General features: G+C 71.9%; 19 protein-coding genes, 1 tRNA gene and 2 pseudogenes. 15 read left to right on the top strand and 7 right to left on the bottom strand.

Annotation, left to right across the window (positions count from 1 at the left end; genetic code table 11):
- Positions 1-417: family 1 glycosylhydrolase (locus ABZ749_RS07220; protein WP_357223793.1), on the bottom strand; the 417-nt coding region annotated here is incomplete at its 3' end.
- A 188-nt stretch (positions 418-605) separates the two neighbouring features.
- Here ABZ749_RS07220 and ABZ749_RS07215 point away from each other — a divergent pair.
- Positions 606-1,052, top strand: coding sequence for an SRPBCC domain-containing protein (locus tag ABZ749_RS07215; protein WP_210783445.1), 447 nt, complete (start codon positions 606-608; stop codon positions 1,050-1,052).
- 165 nt (positions 1,053-1,217) lie between these two features.
- Here ABZ749_RS07215 and aceE read toward each other — a convergent pair whose 3' ends face one another.
- Entirely contained in the window at positions 1,218-3,956 is a 2,739-nt protein-coding gene (gene aceE / locus ABZ749_RS07210; RefSeq protein WP_357223791.1) for a pyruvate dehydrogenase (acetyl-transferring), homodimeric type, read from the bottom strand.
- Between the two features lie 178 nt (positions 3,957-4,134).
- On the opposite strand from aceE, the gene ABZ749_RS07205 reads away from it, so the two are divergent.
- Both ABZ749_RS07205 and ABZ749_RS07200 read left to right on the top strand, forming a co-directional pair.
- A complete protein-coding gene (locus ABZ749_RS07205; RefSeq protein ID WP_357223788.1) occupies positions 4,135-4,611 on the top strand; it encodes a hypothetical protein in 477 nt (158 codons plus the stop codon).
- Between the two features lie 26 nt (positions 4,612-4,637).
- Positions 4,638-5,042, top strand: a complete 405-nt coding sequence (locus ABZ749_RS07200; protein ID WP_167457620.1) for a YjbQ family protein — start codon at positions 4,638-4,640, stop codon at positions 5,040-5,042.
- A 108-nt stretch (positions 5,043-5,150) separates the two neighbouring features.
- Here ABZ749_RS07200 and ABZ749_RS07195 read toward each other — a convergent pair whose 3' ends face one another.
- Positions 5,151-6,797: an alkaline phosphatase D family protein gene (locus ABZ749_RS07195; protein ID WP_357223798.1), complete on the bottom strand. Its 1,647-nt coding sequence runs from the start codon at positions 6,795-6,797 to the stop codon at positions 5,151-5,153.
- Positions 6,798-7,071: 274 nt separating this feature from the next.
- Here ABZ749_RS07195 and ABZ749_RS07190 point away from each other — a divergent pair, with 274 nt between their 5' ends.
- From ABZ749_RS07190 to ABZ749_RS07165, 6 genes and pseudogenes are all read left to right on the top strand, one after another.
- Complete coding sequence (locus tag ABZ749_RS07190; RefSeq protein WP_355008892.1) at positions 7,072-7,476, top strand: MarR family winged helix-turn-helix transcriptional regulator; 405 nt, start codon at positions 7,072-7,074, stop codon at positions 7,474-7,476.
- A gap of 51 nt (positions 7,477-7,527) precedes the next feature.
- Positions 7,528-7,866, top strand: a pseudogene (locus tag ABZ749_RS07185) (transketolase); the annotation flags it as partial.
- 282 nt (positions 7,867-8,148) lie between these two features.
- Positions 8,149-10,119: pseudogene (locus tag ABZ749_RS07180) on the top strand (thiamine pyrophosphate-dependent enzyme); the annotation flags it as partial.
- 112 nt (positions 10,120-10,231) lie between these two features.
- Entirely contained in the window at positions 10,232-10,669 is a 438-nt protein-coding gene (locus ABZ749_RS07175) for a DUF3052 domain-containing protein (protein WP_030330240.1), read from the top strand.
- A gap of 110 nt (positions 10,670-10,779) precedes the next feature.
- Entirely contained in the window at positions 10,780-11,244 is a 465-nt protein-coding gene (locus ABZ749_RS07170) for a peroxiredoxin (protein ID WP_357223786.1), read from the top strand.
- 75 nt (positions 11,245-11,319) lie between these two features.
- Positions 11,320-11,394: transfer RNA gene (locus ABZ749_RS07165), tRNA-Val, on the top strand.
- A gap of 108 nt (positions 11,395-11,502) precedes the next feature.
- Here ABZ749_RS07165 and ABZ749_RS07160 read toward each other — a convergent pair.
- Positions 11,503-12,246 (bottom strand): SDR family oxidoreductase, encoded by a 744-nt coding sequence (locus ABZ749_RS07160; RefSeq protein ID WP_357223783.1) that lies wholly within the window; start codon positions 12,244-12,246, stop codon positions 11,503-11,505.
- A 237-nt stretch (positions 12,247-12,483) separates the two neighbouring features.
- Between ABZ749_RS07160 and ABZ749_RS07155 the strand changes: the two genes are divergently transcribed.
- The 3 genes from ABZ749_RS07155 (at position 12,484) to ABZ749_RS07145 (ending at position 14,957) form a co-directional block, all read left to right on the top strand.
- Positions 12,484-13,104 (top strand): HAD-IA family hydrolase, encoded by a 621-nt coding sequence (locus tag ABZ749_RS07155; RefSeq protein ID WP_357223780.1) that lies wholly within the window; start codon positions 12,484-12,486, stop codon positions 13,102-13,104.
- Between the two features lie 140 nt (positions 13,105-13,244).
- On the top strand, positions 13,245-13,724 hold the full coding sequence (locus tag ABZ749_RS07150) for an N-acetyltransferase (protein WP_357223778.1): 480 nt from the start codon (positions 13,245-13,247) through the stop codon (positions 13,722-13,724).
- Between the two features lie 90 nt (positions 13,725-13,814).
- Positions 13,815-14,957, top strand: coding sequence for a polysaccharide pyruvyl transferase family protein (locus ABZ749_RS07145; protein ID WP_357223776.1), 1,143 nt, complete (start codon positions 13,815-13,817; stop codon positions 14,955-14,957).
- 8 nt (positions 14,958-14,965) lie between these two features.
- Here ABZ749_RS07145 and ABZ749_RS07140 read toward each other — a convergent pair whose 3' ends face one another.
- Complete coding sequence (locus ABZ749_RS07140; RefSeq protein WP_355008835.1) at positions 14,966-15,172, bottom strand: hypothetical protein; 207 nt, start codon at positions 15,170-15,172, stop codon at positions 14,966-14,968.
- Positions 15,173-15,254: 82 nt separating this feature from the next.
- On the opposite strand from ABZ749_RS07140, the gene ABZ749_RS07135 reads away from it, so the two are divergent.
- Positions 15,255-15,773, top strand: coding sequence for a DinB family protein (locus ABZ749_RS07135; protein WP_357223773.1), 519 nt, complete (start codon positions 15,255-15,257; stop codon positions 15,771-15,773).
- A gap of 28 nt (positions 15,774-15,801) precedes the next feature.
- Here the strand turns inward: ABZ749_RS07135 and ABZ749_RS07130 are convergent, their stop codons facing one another.
- Positions 15,802-16,674, bottom strand: a complete 873-nt coding sequence (locus tag ABZ749_RS07130; protein ID WP_357223770.1) for a PfkB family carbohydrate kinase — start codon at positions 16,672-16,674, stop codon at positions 15,802-15,804.
- A gap of 235 nt (positions 16,675-16,909) precedes the next feature.
- Between ABZ749_RS07130 and ABZ749_RS07125 the strand changes: the two genes are divergently transcribed.
- Both ABZ749_RS07125 and ABZ749_RS07120 read left to right on the top strand, forming a co-directional pair.
- On the top strand, positions 16,910-20,170 hold the full coding sequence (locus ABZ749_RS07125) for an SNF2-related protein (RefSeq protein ID WP_357223767.1): 3,261 nt from the start codon (positions 16,910-16,912) through the stop codon (positions 20,168-20,170).
- 23 nt (positions 20,171-20,193) lie between these two features.
- Positions 20,194-21,093 carry an SWIM zinc finger family protein gene (locus tag ABZ749_RS07120; protein WP_357223796.1) on the top strand — a complete coding sequence of 300 codons (900 nt, stop codon included), beginning with the start codon at positions 20,194-20,196 and terminating at the stop codon, positions 21,091-21,093.
- 46 nt (positions 21,094-21,139) lie between these two features.
- Here the strand turns inward: ABZ749_RS07120 and ABZ749_RS07115 are convergent, their stop codons facing one another.
- A complete protein-coding gene (locus tag ABZ749_RS07115) occupies positions 21,140-21,397 on the bottom strand; it encodes a DUF3040 domain-containing protein (protein ID WP_355008840.1) in 258 nt (85 codons plus the stop codon).
- Between the last annotated feature and the right edge of the window lie 556 nt (positions 21,398-21,953).

Raw genomic sequence — 21,953 nt, 5'->3', positions numbered from 1 at the left:
GTGCATCCAGCCGCCGGCGTCTTCGAGGGGTTGCGGCAGGTCCCAGTGGTAGAGGGTGGCCACCGGGTCGACTCCGGCGGCCAGCAACTCGTCCACGAGGCGGTCGTAGAAGTCCAGGCCGGCCGGGTTGGCCGGGCCGGCGCCGGTGGGCTGGACCCGGGGCCAGGCGATGGAGAACCGGTACGCGGAGACGCCCAGGCCGGCCAGCAGCGCCACGTCCTCGGTGTGTCGGTGGTAGTGGTCGCAGGCCACCTCGCCGCTGCTGCCGTCGCTGATCCGCCCGGGGGAGCGCGCGAAGGTGTCCCAGATGGACGGAGCGCGGCCGTCGGCGGTGGTGGCCCCCTCGATCTGGTGGGCCGATGTGGAGACGCCCCAGCGGAAGCCGGTGGGGAACTGGGGCATCGGTGCGGTCGACATGCGCCCTCCCGGTCAACGTGAAACGTGTTCGGGACTTTAAAGCGCTCTCGATGAATGCGCCATAGGCCGCCCTGGCGTAATCCGCAATGGTTGATCGGCGTGTCTTTTTCCGAACCCGTCCGGGTAAGTCCGATTTAGCGCATAGAGTGCCGATATCGTGGGATGTCCTCACCGGAGGAAAGACGGAAATGATCCTCGTGGAACGCAGTGCGCACGTGGCGGCGCCAATTGAAGTGGTCTGGGATGTCGTGCAGCGGGCCGAGCAGTTGCCGGCCTGGCTGGCCGGGGTCCGAGCGGCCGAAGTGCTCTCGGGAGAGGGCTTCGGACGGCGACAACTCGTCCAGGCTGGGCGCGGCTCGGCGCATGAGGCCGAGGTGATCGCCTACCAGGAGCCGACGCTGATCGGCTGGCGGGAACGGGCCAAGGGCGCTGGATCTCGGGCGGAGGCGCGCACCGAGATCTACGTCCAGCTCACCGGAGACGAGGAGGAGGGCGGGACCATCGTGCGCCTCATCGTGGTCCGCTGGCCGGCCGGCCCGGTCAAGGCGGCCATGCTGCGCCTCGGACTGCGTCGGGTCGGCGCCGACCTGGAGGACTCGCTGGCCCGGCTCACCGACCTGGCCGCCGTCGGCTGACGAGCGCCCATCCTCCCGGCGTCACCCGCGACGGCGGTGGTCCGGATCCCCGCCAGGGCCCCCGGACCACCGCCGCTCCGTACCCCCGACCGCAGTTGGGTTGGGCCGTAACCGCAGAAGGGCCCGGCACTGACGCGCCGGGCCCTTCTGCGGTCGTGCTGGGTATTAGCTGTCGCCGCCGGTCTCGCCGACCGGGGCGGCGTTGACGTCGTCGATCGCGTACTTCTTGGCGGCCTCGGCGGGCACCGTGGTCGCCACCGCGCCGCTGCGGGCGAGCTGCCGCAGCGTGGCCACCACGATCGACTCCGCGTCGACGTGGAAGTGCCGGCGCAGCGCGTGCCGAGTGTCCGACATGCCGAACCCGTCGGTGCCGAGCGACGTGTAGTCGCCGGGTACCCAGCGGGCGATCAGATCCGGTACCGCACGCATGAAGTCGCTGACCGCGACCTTCGGCCCGTCCGCCTCGGCCAGCTTCTGCTGGATGTACGGAACCTTCGCCTCGGCGCCCGGGTTGAGCAGGTTGTACTCCTCGGTCTCCACCGCGTCGCGGCGCAGCTCGGTCCAGGAGGTCACCGACCAGACGTCGGCACCCACCCCCCAGTCCTGGGCGAGCAGCTGCTGGGCCTTGAGCGCCCACTGCATCCCGGTGCCCGAGGCGAGCAGGTTGGCCTTCGGCCCGTCGACCTGCGGTGCCGGCGAGTAGCGGTAGATGCCCTTGAGCAGGCCCTCCACGTCCACGTCAGCCGGCTCGGCCGGCTGCAGCGTCGGCTCGTTGTAGACCGTCAGGTAGTAGAAGACGTTCTCCTGCGCGTCCCCGTACATCCGGTGCAGACCCTGCTCCAGGATGTGCGCGATCTCGTACGCGAACGCCGGGTCGTACGCGACCACCGCCGGGTTGGTGGCGGCGATCAGCAGCGAGTGCCCGTCCTCGTGCTGAAGGCCCTCACCGTTGAGCGTGGTCCGACCCGCTGTGGCGCCGAGCAGGAAGCCCCGGGCCATCTGGTCGGCCGCTGCCCACAGCCCGTCGGCGGTCCGCTGGAACCCGAACATCGAGTAGAAGATGTACATCGGGATCATCGGCTCGTCGTGCGTGGCGTACGCCGAGCCGGCCGCGGTGAACGAGGCCACCGATCCGGCCTCGTTGATCCCCTCGTGCAGGATCTGCCCGGAGGTCGACTCCTTGTACGACAGGAACAGCTCGCGGTCGACCGAGGTGTAGCGCTGGCCGTGCGGCGAGTAGATCTTCGCGGTCGGGAAGATCGAGTCGAGACCGAAGGTGCGGGCCTCGTCCGGGATGATCGGCACCCAACGCTTGCCGAACTCCTTGTCCTTCATCACGTCCTTGAGCAGACGGACGAAGGCCTGCGTGGTGGCCACCTTCTGCTTGCCCGAGCCGCGCTTGATGTCGGCGAACCGCTCCGGACCCGGGATGGCCAGCCGCTTCGTGCTGGTCCGCCGGGACGGCAGGTACCCGCCGAGCTGCTCGCGCCGCTCCTTGAGGTACGCCAGCTCCTCGGACTTCTCGCCCGGGTGGTAGTACGGCGGCAGGTAGGGGTTGTCCTCCAGCGCCTTGTCCGGGATGTCCAGGTAGAGCCGGTCGCGGAAGGTCTTCAGATCCTCCAGCGTCAGCTTCTTCATCTGGTGGGTCGCGTTGCGGCCCTCGAAGTGCGAGCCGAGGGTCCAGCCCTTGATCGTCTTCGCCAGGATGACGGTGGGCTGACCGGTGTGCTCGGTGGCCGCCTTGTAGGCCGCGTAGAGCTTGCGGTAGTCGTGCCCGCCCCGCTTGAGGTTCCAGATCTCGTCGTCGCTGAGCGGCTCGACCATCTTGCGGGTCCGTGCGTCACGGCCGAAGAAGTGCTCCCGCACGTACGCGCCGGACTCCGCCTTGTAGGTCTGGTAGTCGCCGTCGGTCGTGGTGTTCATCAGGTTGACCAACGCGCCGTCGGTGTCCGCCGCGAGCAGCGGGTCCCACTCACGACCCCAGACGACCTTGATCACGTTCCAGCCGGCACCCCGGAAGAACGCCTCCAGCTCCTGCATGACCTTGCCGTTGCCCCGGACCGGGCCGTCCAGCCGCTGCAGGTTGCAGTTGATCACGAAGGTGAGGTTGTCCAGCTCCTCGCGGGCGGCGACGCCGATGGCGCCGAGCGTCTCCGGCTCGTCCATCTCGCCGTCGCCGAGGAACGCCCAGACATGCTGCTGGGAGGTGTCCTTGATGCCGCGGTGCTGCAGGTACCGGTTGAACCGGGCCTGGTAGATCGCGTTCAGACCGCCGAGGCCCATCGAGACGGTGGGGAACTCCCAGAAGTCCTGCATCAGCCGAGGGTGCGGGTACGAGGGCAGCCCACCACCGGGGTGCGACAGCTCCTGGCGGAACCCGTCGAGCTGGTGCTCGCTGAGCCGCCCCTCCAGGAACGCCCGCGCGTACATGCCGGGGGACGCGTGGCCCTGGTAGAAGATCTGGTCGCCACCGCCCGGGTGGTTCTTGCCCCGGAAGAAGTGGTTGAAGCCCACCTCGTAGAGCGACGCCGAGCTGGCGAAGGTGGAGATGTGCCCGCCGACGCCGATCTCCGGGCGCTGAGCCCGGTGCACCAGCATGGCGGCGTTCCACCGGACGTACGCCCGGATCCTCCGCTCGACGTGCTCGTCACCCGGGAACCAGGGCTCGCGCTCCGACGGGATGGTGTTGATGTAGTCGGTGGTGGTCAGGGGCGGAACCCCGACCTGGCGCTCACGGGCCCGCTCCAGCAGGCGCAGCATGACGTAGCGAGCGCGTTTGGCGCCGCGTTCGTCGATGACACCGTCAAGCGACTCGACCCATTCGCTTGTCTCTTCAGGGTCGATGTCCGGAAGCTGGCTCGGTAGGCCGTCGCTGATCACCGGGCGCTTGCGTTCCGTAGCCACAGGCGTTCCCTCGGTTGTGTGTGGGATAGGTCTCTAGCGCCATCCTGCCCCCTGGTGGCACCCCTCGTCACGTCTAGGTCCCCCCGACGCGATGCTGAACACAGGTACTCGCCGGTAACTTAGCGCGACGACGCGGCGAGGCCTGAGCGGTTTGACCGCCCGTCCTACCGTTGCCGCCATGAACGGACGCCGTGTCGCGGTCGCCGCGAGCATGATCGTTGTCGGGGTGGTTGGCCTGGTCATCGGCGCGGTCGCCCTCGCCTCCGGCAACCTGCCGATGGTCGGACTGGTGGCCCTCGGCGCCCTGGTGGCCGTGCTCGGCGCGGGCCTGCTGCGCGACGCGAGCCGAGCGGCCCGTCCGAGCGGCCAGGCCGGCGGCCGTCGCCGCCGTCCGGACTCGGGTGGCGGTGGGTACGGCTACCATCCGATGCCCGCCGGGGATGCAGGGAGCGGAAACGTCGGCCACCAGCGGGACGGCGACCACGACCGCTCCGACGACACGGAGCCGGCCGGCGGCAGCGGCGACTCCGGGGGAGGCTGGTCCGGCTGGGGCTGGTCCAGCGGTGACTCCGGCGGCGGCTGGTCCGGCAGTGACTCCGGCGGCGGCTGGTCCGGTGGCGGCGACTCCGGCGGCGGCGGTGGCGGCAGCTCCTGACCTCACCCTGCGGCAGAATGCGACGTATGCGCAGCGATGTGATCACCGTCCAGACCGGGTCCCGGCCGACCGTCCGGGACATCACCGCGGAGGCACAGCAGTTCGTCTCGGGCGAGGGCGACGGCCTGCTGCACGTCTTCGTGCCGCACGCCACCGCCGGCCTGGCGATCATCGAGACCGGGTCGGGGTCCGACGACGACCTGCTCAGCGCCGTGGACGACCTGCTCCCCACCGAGGACCGCTGGCGGCACCGACACGGCTCGCCCGGCCACGGCCGTGATCACGTGCTGCCGGCGTTCATCCCGCCGTACGCCACGCTGCCGGTGCTCGGCGGTCGACTGGCGCTCGGCACCTGGCAGTCGATCTGCCTCGTCGACACCAACGGCGACAACCCGACCCGCCAGGTCCGCTTCTCCTTCCTCCCCGCCTGACCGTCGGCCCGCCTCAAGATCCACGCAACTTCCCCGGAACTGCTGCCTCGGCGCGTGGCGAGGCAACAAGTTCCCTGATGTTGCGCGGATCTTGAGGCATAGGGCGGGTTACGGGCGGACGGTCTCCTGCTGGACGGTCTGCTGGCCGGGGTCCGCGGCTGGCGCGGCAGTGCGGGCCGCTGACGGGACTGGGTTGTCCGCCGTCTGGTGCAGGCCTGCCACCCGATCCTCGATCACGAACGAGGCCCGGGTGTACGCGGGCGCGCCCGGCCGACTGACGTACGGCAGCACGTCGAAGTCGGCGGTGAGCTGTCCCGGGGTGATCGTGGTGCGCACGTACCCCCGGAGGTTGTTCTGGAAACGCAGGTGCGGGTTGAACGCGAACCACGGGTGCGAGCCGGACGCCGAGTCCGCGCCGTCACCGGTCGAGGTGATCGAGGAGCAGACCAGTTCGGTGCCGACGGTCCGCGAGGTCGGGTCGGCATAGTCCAGCTTGAGATCGCTGGCCCAGTGCGCGTGCACGTCGCCGGTCAGCACCACCGGGTTGCGTACCCCGGCGGCCAACCAACCCCGGGTGATGCGGTCCCGAGAGGCGACGTAGCCGTCCCAGGAATCCATGCTGGTGACGGTGAGCGGGCCGGAGTTGTTGTCCCGTTGGGCGAAGAAGACCTGCTGGCCCAGGATGTCCCACTGGGCGTCCGAGCGGCGGAAGCCGTCCAGCAGCCAGGCCTCCTGCTCGGACCCGGTGATCGACCGGGCCGGGTCGGATGCCGCCGCGCAGTCCCGGTAGCCGTCGCCGCAGGCCTGGTCGTCGCGGTACTGCCGGGTGTCGAGCATGTGGAACGTGGCCAGCCGCCCCCAGCGCACCCGCCGGTAGAGCTGCATGTCGATGCCGCGGGGGATCGAGGTGCGCCGCAGCGGCATGTTCTCGTAGTACGCCTGGAACGCCGCCGCCCGCCGCGCGGGGAACTCCGGATCGGGCGCCTCGGGCACCTCGTCGGCCCAGTTGTTCTCCACCTCGTGGTCGTCGAACACCACCGCCCACGGCGCCACCGCGTGCGCGGCCTGCAGGTCGGCGTCGGTCTTGTACTGGGCGTGCCGCTGCCGATAGTTGGCGAGTGTCCGGGTCTCCGGGCCCTCGTGGTCACGCGGGTTGCCACCGGGGACGTTGTACGTGTCCGGGGCGTACTCGTACTGGTAGTCGCCCAGGTGCAGGATCAGCTCCGGCTCGGTCTCGGCCAGCCGCCGGTAGGCGGTGAAGTAGCCGTGCTCGTACTGGGAGCAGGAGGCGAAGCCCATCGCCAGGGCGGCTGGCATGGTCCACGGTGCGGGGGCGGTGCGGGTGCGTCCGGTCGGCGACACGTGACGCTCGGCCCGGAACCGGTAGAAGTACTCGCGTCCGGCCAGTAGGCCAGCCAACTCCACGTGCACGCTGTGCGCCGATCGGGTGCGGGCGATCGCGACCCCGCGGCGCACCACATGCCGGAACCGCTCGTCGGCGGCCAACTCCCAGTGCACCGGCACGTCGCGGTCCGGCATGCCGCCGAGGCCGTCCTCGGCCAGTGGCTGTGGGGCCAGGCGGGTCCACAACACGAACCCGTCGTCGTCGGGGTCGCCGGAGGCCACCCCGAGGGTGAACGGGTAGGCCAGCGGCCGGCCCGCCGCCGCGCCGGCCGCCACCGGCAGCCCGGTGGCCGCGCCCGCGGCGCCGATCGCGGCGCCGGACAGCAGGATGGTACGTCGGGACAGTGACACGAATCCTCCCCAGAGTCCGATCTTCGTGACTCCGGGAGCCTCGCGAGCCCCGATGGCCGACAGATGACGGTGGGTGGCCCTGCTTGTCGCCAGCAGTCGAACACCGATGACCGCCGTCGATCCGTGCTGACCGCCGTCCAACGGGGTGATCCGGCCGCTGCCGTGACCGACGACGCCCATCTCTGCGTACCATGTGGCCGTGACGCAGGAGGTGGGCCGCGCGGCAGGTGAACGGGTGGATCGCGCCGGTCTCGCCGCCGACGTGCTGCGCCGGATGGCCCACGTCAGCGACGCGGTACGACACCGGCAGGGCAGCGCGTTCGCCGAGGTTGGGCTCACACCGGCGGCGGCCCGGGCGCTGCGGGAGCTGGACCCTGATCATCCGCTGCCGGCCCGGGATCTCGCCGGTCAGCTGGGTTGTGACCGGTCGAACGTGACGGTGCTGGTCGACAAGCTGGAGCAGGCCGGGCTGGTCGAGCGTCGCACCGACCCGGCGGATCGGCGGCAGAAGACGCTGCTGGTCACCGAGGAGGGCCGCGTCGTACGGGCCCGGGTGATCGAGGTGATGTCCGACTCCCGACTCCTGTCCGGGCTGGGCGACGAGGAGCTGCGTACCCTTCGTGACCTGGTCTGGAAGGTGTCCGACGGCGGCTTTCCGGAGCCCTGCGGGTCGGAGTGAGCGGGACCCTTCCGGCCGTGTCCCACTGGGCGAGCGGAGCTTCCGTCGGTAATGCTGTCCGACGTGACCACCCCGCAAGATCTCGACGACCGGTTCCGGGAGACGCTGGCAGCGCTGCCTGCCGCCGAGCGACGGCGTGACCCCGCCGACCCGGTCACCGACGACGCCCCGCTGACCGGCGGGCAGGTGCTGGACCTGTTCGACGCGCAGGTGACCAGCCGGCAGCTCGACCTGGCCGGCCGCTGGTTGCGGAGCTTCGGGGAGGGTTTCTACACGATCGGCTCCGCCGGGCACGAGGGCAACGCCGCGGTCGCCGCCGCGCTGCGTCCCACCGATCCGGCGCTGCTGCACTACCGCTCGGGTGCCTTCTACTGCCTGCGCGCCGCCCAGGCCGCCGCCGGCCCTGCCCTGGCTCCCGTGGGCCCCGCGCCGGCCGCCGCGGACGCTACCGAGGCCGCCGCTGACCAAGCGCCGGGCGCCGGCCGGGCGCGAACCGTCGACTCCGAGCGGTCCGCCCCGGCGGGAACCGTCGACTCCGAACCGGCAACCGGCACTCAGCCGACCGTCGACGGCGCACCGACCCGTGACCCCGACCCCGGCACCGATCCACGGCTGTCCGAATCGGAGCCGTCCGGGATCGAACAGGCCCCGGCCGCCAACGGGTTCGCGGCGTACGCCGACGCGGCCCGGGACGTGCTGCGCGGGATGGTCGCGTCCAGCCTTGAACCGATCGCCGGGGGACGGCACAAGGTGTTCGGCCGGGCCGACCTGGCCGTCGTGCCGACCACCTCGACCATCGCCTCGCACCTGCCCCGCGCAGTCGGGATGGGACTGGCAGTGGAGCGGCTGCGCCGGCTGGACAGCGCCGGACGGCGTACCGGGGCCGGGATGCGGGTCGGCAGCGGCGCGGGCGCCGCGCACGCCCCCTGGCCACCGGACGCCATAGTGGTCTGCTCCTTCGGCGACGCCTCGGTCAACCACGCGAGTGCCACCGCCGCCTTCAACACCGCCGGGTGGTACGACCACGCGGGGCTGCGGATTCCGGTGCTCTTCGTCTGCGAGGACAACGGGCTGGGCATCAGCGTCCGCTCGCCGGAGGGCTGGGTCGAGGCGACCCTGCGGGCCAAGCCGGGCATCCGCTACTTCAGCGCGGACGGAGCCGACCCGGTGCGGACGTACGAGGTGGCGGCGGAGGCCGCGGCCTGGGTACGCCGTAACCGGCGGCCGGCCGTGCTGCACCTGCGCACCGTTCGGCTGATGGGGCACGCCGGGGCGGACGCGGAGTCGGCGTACCGGGGCCCGGCCGAGCTGGCCGGGGACCTGGACCGGGACCCGGTGGCCGCCACCGCGCGGCTGCTGGTCGACGCCGGCGTGGCGACCGGCGAGGAGCTGCTGGCCCGGTACGACGAGACCGGCTGGCAGGTACGCCGGCTGGCCGAGGAGGTGCTGGGCGAGCCGAAGTTGGCCTCCGCGGCCGACGTGGTGTCGGCGCTGGCCTCACGTCGTCCGGTGCGGGTGGCGCGGGCGGTGGCCGACGCCGCGGCGCGGGCCAGTGGGCCGGGAGCAGGCGCTCGGGCGGAGACGTTCGGCGGCAAGCCGCCGGAGCTGGCCGGGCCGATGACCCTGGCGCAGAGCATCAACGCCGCGCTCGCCGACGGGATGCTCGACCACCCGCAGATGGCGCTCTTCGGTGAGGACGTGGCCGCCAAGGGCGGCGTGTACGGGGTGACGAAGGGGCTGCGCGACCGGTTCGGGGCGGCCCGGGTTTTCGACACCCTGCTCGACGAGACGTCGGTGCTCGGGCTGGGCCTCGGTGCCGGGCTGGCCGGGATGCTGCCGGTGCCGGAGATCCAGTACCTGGCGTACCTGCACAACGCCGAGGACCAGCTGCGCGGTGAGGCGGCCACCATGCGGTTCTTCTCGCAGGGGGCGTTCCGCAACCCCATGGTGGTGCGGGTGGCGGGCCTGGCGTACCAGGAGGGGTTCGGCGGGCACTTCCACAACGACAACTCGGTGGCTGTACTCCGGGATGTGCCCGGTCTGGTGGTCGCGGTGCCGGCGCGGCCGGACGACGCCGCGCCGATGCTGCGGACCTGTCTGGCGAGCGCGGCGGTGGACGGCAGCGTCTGCGTGTTCCTGGAGCCGATCGCGCTCTACCACACCCGCGACCTGTACGCGACTGGTGACGGTGAGTGGCTGGCCAGCTATCCGGAGCCGGGCGGGTGGGTGGCCGGGCACGTGCCGATCGGGCGGGCCCGGGTCTACCCGGTCGGCTCGGCGGACGACCTCACCATCATCACCTTCGGTAACGGGGTGCGGATGTCGCTGCGGGCCGCGGCCGTCCTCGCCGAGGAGGGGGTGGGCACCCGGGTGGTGGATCTGCGCTGGCTGGCTCCGCTGCCGGTGTCCGACATCATCCGGGAGTCCTCGGCGACCGGTCGGGTGCTGGTGGTGGACGAGACGCGCCGCTCCGGCGGGGTCGGCGAGGGCGTGATCGCCGCGCTGGTCGACGCCGGATATGTCGGTGCCGCGCGTCGAGTGGCGGGAGTTGACTCGTTTGTACCATTAGGTCCGGCAGCACGTCACGTACTGGTCTCCGCTGAAGCCATTACCGACGGTGCCCGTACGCTGCTGGCACGGTAAATTCCGTTCCACCCGGTGCGCCACTTGCGCGCAGCCCAACAACTGTGTGGACTTTGCCTGACGGCGTCGCACCGACGTCGCGAGCAGGGACGAGATGAGGAGGCACGCGACAGTGAGCGCGACCGCTGGTCAGGCCGCCGACGGGGTACGCAGCCTGGCGGACCGGTTCGGGATCGAACCGGGGATGGTCGTCATGGAGATGGGGTACGACGACGACGTCGACCAGGATCTCCGAGACGCCCTGACCGACCGCTGTGGAGATCTGGTCGACGAGGACACCGACGAGGTGGTCGACGCGGTGCTGGTTTGGTACCGGGACGGCGACGGTGACCTTTTCGAGCTGCTCGTCGATGCCCTCGGCCCGCTGGCCGACAACGGCGTCGTGTGGCTGCTCACCCCGAAGGCGGGGCGCGAGGGGCACGTCGAACCGAGCGAGGTCGCGGAGTCCGCGCCCACCGCCGGCCTTCAGCAGACCTCGACCGTCAACGCCGGCCGGGACTGGAGCGGCGCGCGTCTGGTGCTGCGTCGAGGTGCCAAGGCCAAGAAGTAGCCAGCGCCGCTCCGCTCGCCCGACGGTCCGCCCACCGTCGGGTAGCAGGCTGGTGCCGTCCCCCGCCCCGACGCCGTCGCCGGTGTGGCCGAGCAGCGAGGAGAGTTCACATGCCCATCGAGGTTGGTGCCGAAGCACCCGACTTCGTGCTCAAGGACCAGAACAACCAGGAGGTCCGCCTCTCGGACTTCCGGGGCAGGCGCGCCGTGCTGCTGGTGTTCTACCCGCTCGCCTTCACCGGAACGTGCCAGGGCGAGTTGAGCGAGGTGCGCGACAACCTCGGCGAGTACGTGAACGACGACGTGCAGGTGCTGACCGTCAGCGTCGACTCGGCCTACAGTCACAAGATCTGGGCCGACCGTGAGGGCTACCAGTTCCCGATGCTCGCCGACTTCTGGCCGCACGGCGCCGTCGCCCAGGCATACGGGGTCTTCAACGACGTGGCCGGCTTCGCCAACCGGGGCACCTTCGTCATCGACAAGGCCGGAGTGGTCCGCTTCGCCGAGATGAACGGCCCGGGCGAGGCCCGCGACCAGCAGGGCTGGCGCAAGGCCATCGCCGAAGCGACCAACTGACCGGGTACGCCGTGCGCCCGGGTCGGTGGCGGGCAGGTAAGCTTGCCAGCCACCGGCCCGCCACATGGGCGATCCGGGCGCGTAGCTCAGTGGGAGAGCACCCGCCTTACAAGCGGGGGGTCGCAGGTTCGAAACCTGCCGCGCCCACCAACACCCAGCGCGAGCTGATCAAGTGATGAAAAGTAGGTCAGGGACGGTTCCTGGCACCTATTTCTCATCACTTGATCATGGAAGCCAGGGAAGCGCCAGTGCGGGTCCTCAGCTGGTGAAGCCGCCGTCCACGTTGACCACCGCACCGGTCACGTAGCCGGCCTCGGGGCTGGCCAGGTGCGCGACGGTGGCCGCGATGTCGGCGGGGCGAGCGTACCGGCCGACGGCGGTGAATCCGCTGATCGTCGCCGCGTTCGGTCCGTCCGCCGGGTTGGCGTCGGTGTCCGTCGGCCCGGGGTTGACCAGGTTGACGGTGATGGCCCGTGGGCCCAGTTCACGGGCCAGGCCGCGGGTCAGCCCGACCAGAGCCGTCTTGCTCATCGCGTAGAGCGTCAGCCCGGGAAAGACCGCCCGCTCACCGACGTTGCTGCCGATGCTGATGATCCGTCCGCCGTCGCCCAGGTGCCGCAGGGCCGCCCGCGCGGCGACGTACGGTGCCCTGATGTTGACCGCGATCGTCTGCTCCACCTCTGCCGAGCCGAGCTCGTTCAGGGCGCCGACCAGGAACACCGCGGCATTGTTCACCAGGATGTCCAGCCGACCCAGTTCGGCGGCTGCCCGGTCGACCGCGCCCCGCACAGCGTCCGGGTCGGCGCCGTCCGCCTGGATCGCCAGCGCTCTGCGGCCCAGCGCCTCGATCTGCTTCACCACGATCGCGGCCCGCGTGGCGTCCTGCCGGTAGGTCAGCGCCACGTCGGCCCCGTCCTGTGCCAGGCGCAGGGCGATCCCGGCTCCGATGCCCCGGGAACCCCCGGTCACCAGGGCGACCTTGTCGTTGAGTGTCGTCGTCATGCAAACGATCATCTGGCCGCGCCGCCCTCCCGTCTGGCGGCCATCGGACGTCTCGCTCCGACCGCCAGGTCCGATTCCCGCGATCGTCGACGGCCTGCGGACCCGGCGGGCCGCCATGATCCGCGCACCTTCACGGATCCTGCTGCCTCACCAGGCGACGAGACAGCAGGATCACCGAAGTTGCGCGGATCTTGCGAGGTGGGGGAGGGTGGGGCGAGCGATCCGGGGAGCGTGGGCGTGGAACTGGCGGGCATTGGCGCGGTGCTGTTCGACATGGACGGCACCCTGGTCGACTCCGACGCCGCCGTTGAGCGGGCCTGGGAGCGGTGGGCGGCCGAGTACGCCGTCGACCCGGCCACGGCGCTGGCGATCGCGCACGGCAGCCCGGCCGACCGGACCGTCCGCCGGCTGCTGCCCACGCTCGACGACAGCGCGGTCGCCGTTGCCGCGGCACGACAGCTCGCGTTGCAGTACGACGACCTGTCCGACGTGACGGCCACCCCCGGGGCGCACGAGCTGCTGAACGCGCTGGCCCGGCTGGGGTTGCCCTGGGCGGTGGTGACCAGCGCCGACGCGCGGCTCGCCGAGGCCCGGCTCGGTGCCGCCGGCATCAAGGCACCGGTGCTCGTCACCGTGGAGGACGTCAGCGTCGGCAAGCCGGACCCGGAGGGCTACCTGCGGGGCGCGGCGCTGCTCGGCGTACCCGTGGGGCGGTGCCTGGTCGTCGAGGACGCCGAGGTCGGCCTGCGGGCCGGTCGGGCTGCCGGGGCGATGACCGCAGCGCTGAAGGGCCTCGACGGGGACCTGCGTCTGCGCGACCTGGCCCAACTGGCGCACCAACTGGAGTCGACGCCCTGACCAGCTCGGCCAGGTAGCGCTCCGCGGACCAGTCCGTCGCCGCCGCCCGGCCGTCCCGTCCGCCCCGGGCGGGGAAACAGTTGGCGTGGCCGGGCCGGTTCTGCTGCACTACCGGCTCGCGACGACGAAGGGGAGACGCGGTGGAGTTGACGTTGACGCCGATGACGGCACAGGAGTTGGCCCGCCTGCTCGAATCACTGGAGCAGGGGTACGCCGACGATCTGGTGGCGCACCGGGGGATGACCCCGCAGGCGGCCCTCGACCGGTCGGTCAGCCAGATCCGGGAGTCGCTGCCGGCGGGTGCGGCCACCGAAGGGGCCCTGCTGCGGGTGGGCCGGGTCGGCGACACCGAGGTCGGCTGGATCTGGGTGACCCTGCCGACGGCCGCCGCCCCGGACCAGGCCTGGATCCACAACATCGAGGTGCACGAGGAGCACCGGGGACGCGGGTACGCGCGGCGGATGATCCAGCTCATCGAGGCCGAACTCACCCAACACGGTGTGCCCGAACTGGGTCTGAACGTCTTCGGTACGAACTCCGTGGCGATCGGCCTCTACCGCAGTCTGGGCTTCGAGGTCACCTCGCAGCAGATGGCGAAACGCCTCACCCCGGGAAGCTGAGCCGGCGGCCCGGGGACGGGTCCCTTCGGCAGGACTGTTCACCTGCCCAGCGGGAAACCGGCGCGGACCGCACCTGGGGAGGAGCGACGGATGACGCACGGCGCCGGACTGACCATCGGTGTGCTCGGCTCGTACGGTGGGCGAAACCTCGGCGACGAGGCGATCCTCACCGGCCTGCTCACCGATCTGCGTACGCAGGAACCGAACGCCCGGATCATCGTCTTCTCACGGAACCCGGCGCACACCCGGGCCGCCCACCCCGATGTCGAGGCAGTGCCGTGGGAGGGCGTGAGCCGTACCGACTCGGCCCTGGTCCTGGCCCAGCTCGACCTGCTCATCCTGGGCGGTGGCGGCATCCTGTACGACCGGGAGGCCCGCCGTTACCTGCGGGTGGTCCGGGTGGCCCAGGAACGCGGCCTGCCGCTGATCACGTACGCGGTGGGGGTCGGGCCGCTCAGCGAGGGGGTGGACACCGGCATGGTCCGGGAGACGCTCTCCAGCGCCACCCAGGTGACCGTCCGGGACCAGGAGTCCCGGATGGTGCTGGAGGAGGCCGGCCTGCTCAACCCGATCACGGTCACCGCGGACCCGGCGTTCCTCCTGAAACCGGAGGAGTTCCCGGCCCACCTGTTGGCCGAGGAGGGTGTGCCGGTCGGCAAGCGCCTCGTCGGGATAAGCGTGCGGGAGCCGGGCCGGGCCGCCGAACGCCTCGACGTGGACGGCTACCACCGGCTGCTGGCCCAGATCGGTGACTTCCTGGTGCACCGGATCGACGCGTACGTGCTGTTCGTGCCGATGGAGCGCGACGACATTCGGCACTCCCACGGGGTGCTGTCGCACATGGTCGCCGCCGAGCGAGGTCGGATCCTGCACGGCACCTACTCGCCACAGCAGGTACTGGGGTTGATGCGCCACTTCGACCTGGCCGTCGGCATGCGCCTGCACTTCCTGATCTTCGCGGCGATGGTCGGTACGCCGTTCCTGCCCCTGCCGTACGCCGGCAAGGTCTTCGACCTGGCCCAACGACTCGGCGTGCCGGCGCTACGCGGCGTGGAGCGGGAGGTCGAGGGCCCGCTGCTGGCCGAGGTGGACCGGCTCTGGGACGAGCGGGAGCAACGCGCCGAGGCCACCGCACGGCGGGTGGCGGAGGTGTGCGATCAGGCCCGGGGCACCTCGGAGGTCACCCGCGGCGTGCTGGAGAGCCTGCGCAGCCAGACCCTCACCCGGGTCTGAGCTGGCTGTCACACCGCCGGGCCGGTCCACCGGTAGCGCCACTCGCGGGCCTCCTCGCGGGCGGTTTCCAACTCGTAGATCTGCGCGTCGGCCAGCCCGCCGGAGCCGAGGTGATGGTGGGTCAGCGGCGGACGGCCGTTGCTGTCCAATTCGACGGTGATGGTCTGCCCGTCCGCCGAGCCGCCGACGAGAAGGATCTGCACGGATGAAGCCATGCGCCCATCCTGCCCGGCCCAGCGCCGGCCCGCAGCGGATAGCGGGGCAGCGAGGAGCCGGGCCCGTGGCTAGGGTCGGCGGATGGAGCAGACGATCGATCCCACGCTCGGTCCGGTGCTCGCCCGCACCGGCGACGAACGCGCTGTCCTGACCTCGTTCCTCGACTTTCACCGGGCCGTGCTGCTGCGCAAACTGCGCGGTCTCTCCGATGCCGACGCCCGACGTCGGCTGGTGCCGTCGGCGACCACGCTCGTCGGGCTGGTCAAGCACCTGACAGTGGTCGAGCGGAACTGGTTCCCGACCCTGTTGGCCCCCGAGCCCGGCGACGTCTACCTGACCTCCGAGGAGGACGCGGTCGCCAGCTTCACGCTGAGCGACCAGGAGACCATCGTCGGTCTCACCGAGGCGTACGAACGGGCCTGCGCCCGCTCCCGGGCGGTCGCCGCGAGCATCGACCTCGACCACGTGGTGCCGCACCCGCAACTCGGTGAGGTGTCGCTGCGCTGGATTCTGGTGCACATGATCGAGGAGACGGCCCGGCACGCGGGCCACGCCGACATCCTGCGCGAGTTGACCGACGGCGAGGCCGGCGCGCTCTGAGCTCCGGGTCGCCGCACGCCGTCGGCCGTCACCCGGTGGGCAACAGGCCCGGCGGGTACTCCATCCCGTCGTGCGTGCACGCCGCGGCGGCAACCCGCGCCGCGTACCGGGCGGCATGCGTCAGTGGCTCACCGCGCAACCGGCCGGCGATCAGGCCGGCCGCGAAGGCGTCGCCCGCCCCGTTGCTGTCCACCACCGGTTTTCCCGGGACGGCGGGCGGCACTGGTACCGCCGTGCCGTCGCCCGGGTACACCTCGGCGCCGTCCGCGCCGCGGGTCACCACCATCGTCCGGGGCGCCAGCGTGCCGGCGAGCGACGCGGCCCGGTCGCCCAACCGCACCCCGCTCAGCAGAACCAGGTCGGCGACCTCCGCGAATGGCTGGTGGTAGGTGTTCTCGCCGTCCCAGTCGTGCAGGTCGGTGGAGAGCGCCACGCCTGCCGGAACGGCGGCCCGCACGGCGGACAGCAACGGCACCACCCAATCCATGATCGAAAGGTGGACGTGCCGGGCGTCGCGGACCAGTGCGGCCAACTCGGTGGCGCGAAACGGTGGACCACCCTGCCAGGGGCGCGGGTCGTACAGCGACGTGCGCCGCCCGCCCGGGTCCACCAGGTTCACCGACCGGCGGGTGCCGCCCTGGTGCTCGGCCAGCATCGCCGGCACCTCGGCCCGGGTCAACGCCGCCCGGACCAGCTCACCGGCCGGATCGGCACCGAGGGTGTCGACGACCAGGACGCGCAGGCCGAGTGCCCGGGCGGCCAACGCCACCCCGGCACCGGTGTTGCCGATCCGCAGCTCGATCGGCTCGACGGTGTGGGAATCGGCAGCCGGGAGCGGCAGCGCGGGCACCCGAACCCGTACGTCCACCCCGAGCCCACCAAGAACCAGAAGATCGACCACAACGCCGACGCTAGACCGTTGCCCGCGCCCTCCCTCCCGCACCTCCCTCCCGCACCTCCCTCCCGCACCTCCCTCCCGCGCCGCCGCGATCTTGCACTTTCTGTGGTGACAAAAGGTGCATTGTTTGCAGAACGTCGACACAAAGTGCAAGATCGCGCGAGTGCGGCGATGGGTGCGGATCGCCGGCCGGGTGGGCCGCCCTATTCTGGGGGCGGGCGGCGAGTAGGGGGAGCAGGTGCTGGTCATCCACGGGCTGTGGCTGCCCGGCGGCAGTTCCACCGGCGGCCTCGCCGTCTGGGCCGAGGACAGCGCCGCACCGATCCCCGCTCCGCGTTCGGGCCGGCCGGCCCGGGAACGCCCGCATCCCTTCGCCGCCGGGCACTCCGACCTGGCCGTCGTCCTCGCCGACGCCGCCGAGCCGAGCCGGCCGGACACCGCGCTGCTCACCCTGCCCACCCTGGCGGGCACGCCGACCGACTCACCCGAGCTGATCCGGACCACCGTCGCACCTGCGGCCCGCGGTCGGCTCACACTCGCCGGGTGGCGGGTCCCCACCCTGGTGTACGCCCCGGACGACGCGCTGTCGCTGCTGCAAGCCCTGGACGACATCCCGGCGGTGGCCGGGGCGACCCTGCGACACCTCGCCGAGCTGGCCGACTTCGCCGCCGACCTGGTGACCCGTGGCCGCGTCCTCCCCGGTGTGCGGACGACGACGGCCGACGTGACGCCCGGCGCTGACGTGCCGGTGGCGTCCGACGTTCCCGTGCAGGCGGTGTGGCGTCCGTTGCTGACCGGCACTGACGCCGCCTGGGCGCGTTCGCTGGCGCTGGCCCTGCCACCCGCCGCCCGAGCCACCGTCCTGCCGCCCGCCTCCGAGCAGACCACTGCCGAGCGGCCCGCGTCCGAGCGGCCCGCGTCCGAGCGGCCCGCGTCCGAGCGGCCCGCTGCCGAGCCGCCCGCCTCCGAGCTGACCGCGGCCGTCCTGGTCGCGGATGCGCTGGACGCGCTGACCGACGCCGCCGCGCGGGCTGCGCTGGCGACCACCACGCTGGCCCGGGGGCTGCGGCCAGGGGGTCCGGCGCCGGCCTGGCTGGCCGCGCTCGCCGGCCCGCAGCGGGACTTCACCATCGACCCGGCCGGGCTGGCCACCCTCTCCGCCGAACTGGACGCCTGGCAGCGCGACGCCGCCGGTGGCCCCGTGCGGGCCAGTTTCCGCCTTGTCGAACCGGCCCCCGACGAGGTCACCGAACCGATCCTGGCCACCCGGGCGGTGTCCGCCGACGGTGTGCCGGTGCCTGCCGACAGCGCGCCGGTGTCGGTCGGGTCGATCGGTGCCGGGCGCTGGCGGTTGGAGTTCGGGTTGCAGGCCGCGGACGAGCCCGGCCTGCACGTCGACGCCGGGGACATCTGGCGAGCGCCGCAGACCCTCGACGGCCTGGTCGGCCGGACGACCAGCCCACAGGAGACGCTCCTCGCCGAGCTGGGCCGGGCCAGTCGACTCTGGCCGGACCTGGACGCCGCGCTGCGTACCGCCGCCCCGGAGGCGATGGACCTCGACGTCGAGGGGGCGCACCGGTTCCTCAGTGCGGGTGCCCCGGTGCTGCACGCGGCCGGTTTCGGGGTGCTGCTGCCGTCCTGGTGGCAGCGTCCGTCGGCGCGACTGGGCGCCCGGTTGCGAGCGCGCAGCCGCACCGCACCGGGCACTGTGGGTGGTACCGATGCCGGTGTCGGTCTGGACGCCCTGGTCGACTACCGCTGGGAGATCGCGCTCGGTGACCAGCCGCTCTCCGCCGAGGAGTTGGCGGCGCTGGCCGAGACGAAGACCCCGTTGGTACGGCTCCGCGGCCGGTGGGTGGAGCTGGACCCGGGGCGGCTCGCGGCGGGGCTGCGTCTGCTCCGCTCCGCGGGCGAGCTGACCGTCGCCGATCTGCTCCGCCTCGGGCTGGCCGACGGCGAGGCTACCGGCGAGCTGCCGGTGCTGGAGGTGACCGCCGACGGTGCGTTGGGCGACCTGCTCGCCGGCGCGGTCGAGCGGCGGCTCACCCCGCTGGACCCGCCGCCGGGCTTCCGGGGGACGCTGCGGCCGTACCAGCAGCGAGGGTTGGCGTGGCTTGCCTTCCTGCGCTCACTCGGTCTGGGCGGTGTGCTCGCCGATGACATGGGGCTGGGCAAGACGGTGCAACTGCTCGCGCTGCTCGCCGGGGATCCACCGGCGGCCGGGCCAACCCTGTTGGTCTGTCCGATGTCGCTGGTCGGCAACTGGCAGCGGGAGGCGGCCCGCTTCACCCCGGAGCTGCGGGTGCACGTACACCATGGTGCCGAGCGGGCGCGGGGGGCGGAGTTCACAGCGGCCGCGCACGGCGCGGACCTGGTCCTCACCACCTACTCGGTGGCCGCCCGCGACGCCGCCGACCTGGCCGGCATCGACTGGCACCGGGTGGTGGTGGACGAGGCGCAGGCGATCAAGAACGCGTCGACCCGGCAGGCCGAGGCGGTGCGCGCGCTGCCCGCCCGGCAGCGGGTGGCGGTGACCGGTACGCCGGTGGAGAACCGCCTCGCCGACCTCTGGTCGATCATGCAGTTCGCCAACCCGGGTCTGCTCGGGCCGGCCGCGACGTTCCGCAAACGGTTCGCCGAGCCGATCGAGCGACATGGCGACGCCGAGGCCGCCGAGCGGCTCCGCCGGATCACCGGTCCGTTCGTGTTGCGCCGGCTCAAGACCGACTCGTCCATCATCTCCGACCTGCCGGAGAAGCTGGAGATGGAGGTGCTGTGCAACCTCACCGCGGAGCAGGCCGCGCTGTACCGGGTGGTGGTCGACGACATGCTCGCCCGGATCGAGACCAGCGACGGCATCGAGCGTCGCGGTCTGGTGCTGGCCACGATGACCCGTCTCAAGCAGGTCTGCAACCACCCCGCCCAACTGCTGCGCGACGGCTCGGCGCTGGAGGGCCGCTCCGGCAAGCTGGCCAGGTTGACCGAGATCCTGGAGGAGGTGCTGGCGGCGGGGGAGAAGGCACTGCTGTTCACCCAGTACGCCGAGTTCGGTGCGATGTTGCGCGGTCACCTGTCGGCGCGGTTCGGCCGGGAGGTGCTGTTCCTGCACGGTGGCCTCGGCAAGGCCGAGCGGGACGCTCTGGTGCAGCGTTTCCAGTCCGCGGAGGGTCCGCCGCTGTTCGTCCTCTCCCTCAAGGCCGGCGGCACCGGGCTGACCCTGACCGCCGCGAACCACGTGGTGCACGTGGATCGGTGGTGGAACCCGGCGGTCGAGGACCAGGCCACCGACCGGGCGTTCCGGATCGGGCAGCACCGGCGGGTGCAGGTACGCAAGTTCGTGTGCGCCGGCACCGTCGAGGAGAAGGTGGCCGCGATGATCGCCGACAAGCGCAGCCTCGCCGAACGGGTGGTCGGCACCGGCGAGCAGTGGATCACCGAGTTGTCCACCGGCCAGCTGCGGGACCTGTTCGCCCTGGAAGCCGGCGCGGTGGTCGAGTGAGCGAGCGGAGTGCCGACGTGAGCATGGACTTCGCCGATTACGGGCGTCCCCGTCGGGTCGACGGGGGCCTGCGGGCGCGCAGCGCCCGGGGCGCGATCGGCCGGTCCTGGTGGTCGCGGCGTTTCCTGGAGGTGCTGGAGTCGTTCGCGCTCGGCACCCGGTTGACCCGGGGCCGGTCGTACGCGCGGGCCGGTCAGGTGCTCACCCTCGACATCGCACCCGGGCGGGTCAGCGCGGTCGTGCAGGGCTCCCGGCCTCAGCCGTACCAGGTGTCGATCGCGCTGAAGCCGTTCCCGGCGGCGCTCTGGTCCCGCATCGAGGACGAACTGGCCGGGCAGGCGTTCTTCAGCGCCCGGCTGCTCGCCGGGGACCTCCCCGACGAGTTGGAGGAGGTCTTCTCCGCCGCCGGCGCGCCGCTCTTCCCAGCCGGTGTGGACGAGCTGACCCAGCGCTGCAACTGCCCCGACTTCGCGGTGCCGTGCAAGCACCTCGCGGCGACGTTCTACCTGCTGGCCGAGGCGTTCGACGCGGACCCGTTCGAACTGCTGCACTGGCGCGGTCGGTCCCGGGCGGAGTTGCTCGACGAACTCCGGGCCCGCCGGGCCGCGACCACCGGTGCCACCCCACCGCCCCCACCGCTCGACCCACCGTCCGAACCGGACGGTGCGGAATCGGGTGTGGACGCTGTGGCGCCGGTCGGCGCCGCCCGGGCGCTCGCCGGGCTGTCGGTGACGCCGCTGGCGGACACGGCGGACCGGTTCTGGTCAGCGCCGGTGCCGCTGCCGGATCGGCCGCCCCGACTGGTGACCGGCACGGACCTGCTGCTGCGACAGCTCGGAGCACCGGCCCCGGCCATCGGTGGGCCGGGTCTGCTCGAACGGTTGCGCCGCGCGTACCGGGCGTTCGGCCCGGCCGACAAATGAGCTGTCACGTCCACCGGTTGAGCCGTCCCGTCGAGCGGTTCAACAGTCACGTCCAGCGGCGGCGAAACCGCCACATGATGGCGGCGTTGGCCACCAGCACCACCGCGCAGATCGCGCCGGTGAGTCGACCGGCGAACACGGCTATCGCCGGCAGCGACGCCCACAGCACGATGGTCAACAACATCAGGTAACGGCCCCTGCGGGCTCGGGCCCGGTGGTCCAGCCGCTTGAAGAACGCCGGGTCACTTTCCCGGAGCTGACGGGTGATCTGGTCGAATCTGCGCTGATCCTCTTTGCTGAGCATGGCGCTGCCTTCCCCTCACGCGTTCAGCGGTTCGGCGGCATACCCGCTGCGGTGGTGGCTCACGCTCGCCCGCTGCTGCTACTTTCCTCCACGCGAGCACGCTTCACGTCCGGCTTACCTGAACCTTAAGTTTGCCTTTGGTGGTGAACGACGCCGAAACTGTCGCGTGCGGCGGCGAGGTCCGGTCCGTGCTCGGCTGGCGCGCGTACGCCCTGCTGGGAAGGTCTGCGGGCGGGTCCGTTCCTCCGCCCGCCGCCGAGGTCGCGCTGAGGGCTGTCTTAAGTGCCCTCCCGAGTGGGTTCCGGCCACCTTGAAGGCCCCTGGGGCCTTGGTTACCTTGCCGTAGCAACCCCCTCAGGCAACAGTCGCCGCACCTGCCGCACCTGCCCGGTAGCAGCTTCCGGCGCTCATCAGAAATCGGGATTGGTACATGGCCGACCAGAATGTGCCACCACGTCGACCGCGGGGTTCGAGTTGTGGCAGCGGGCCCGTCGGAGCCGAGCCACGCCAAGCGCGGCCCTGGTCGAGCAGGCCGACAGCGGCGAGCCGGCCCGGC

Source organism: Micromonospora sp. NPDC047753 (assembly GCF_040642735.1).
Lineage (GTDB): Bacteria > Actinomycetota > Actinomycetes > Mycobacteriales > Micromonosporaceae > Micromonospora.
The sequence above is the reverse complement of the archived record's forward strand: the minus strand, read 5'-3'. Positions and strand labels throughout refer to the sequence as shown.

Bases quoted from the DNA above. Each gene is read 5' to 3' on its own strand.
- ABZ749_RS07215 (WP_210783445.1), top strand. From the start codon at position 606: ATGATCCTCGTGGAACGCAGTGCGCACGTGGCGGCGCCAATTGAAGTG.
- ABZ749_RS07205 (WP_357223788.1), top strand. From the start codon at position 4,135: ATGAACGGACGCCGTGTCGCGGTCGCCGCGAGCATGATCGTTGTCGGG.
- ABZ749_RS07200 (WP_167457620.1), top strand. From the start codon at position 4,638: ATGCGCAGCGATGTGATCACCGTCCAGACCGGGTCCCGGCCGACCGTC.
- ABZ749_RS07190 (WP_355008892.1), top strand. From the start codon at position 7,072: ATGGCCCACGTCAGCGACGCGGTACGACACCGGCAGGGCAGCGCGTTC.
- ABZ749_RS07170 (WP_357223786.1), top strand. From the start codon at position 10,780: ATGCCCATCGAGGTTGGTGCCGAAGCACCCGACTTCGTGCTCAAGGAC.
- ABZ749_RS07160 (WP_357223783.1), bottom strand. From the start codon at position 12,246: ATGACGACGACACTCAACGACAAGGTCGCCCTGGTGACCGGGGGTTCC.
- ABZ749_RS07145 (WP_357223776.1), top strand. From the start codon at position 13,815: ATGACGCACGGCGCCGGACTGACCATCGGTGTGCTCGGCTCGTACGGT.
- ABZ749_RS07140 (WP_355008835.1), bottom strand. From the start codon at position 15,172: ATGGCTTCATCCGTGCAGATCCTTCTCGTCGGCGGCTCGGCGGACGGG.
- ABZ749_RS07135 (WP_357223773.1), top strand. From the start codon at position 15,255: ATGGAGCAGACGATCGATCCCACGCTCGGTCCGGTGCTCGCCCGCACC.
- ABZ749_RS07120 (WP_357223796.1), top strand. From the start codon at position 20,194: ATGGACTTCGCCGATTACGGGCGTCCCCGTCGGGTCGACGGGGGCCTG.
- ABZ749_RS07115 (WP_355008840.1), bottom strand. From the start codon at position 21,397: ATGCTCAGCAAAGAGGATCAGCGCAGATTCGACCAGATCACCCGTCAG.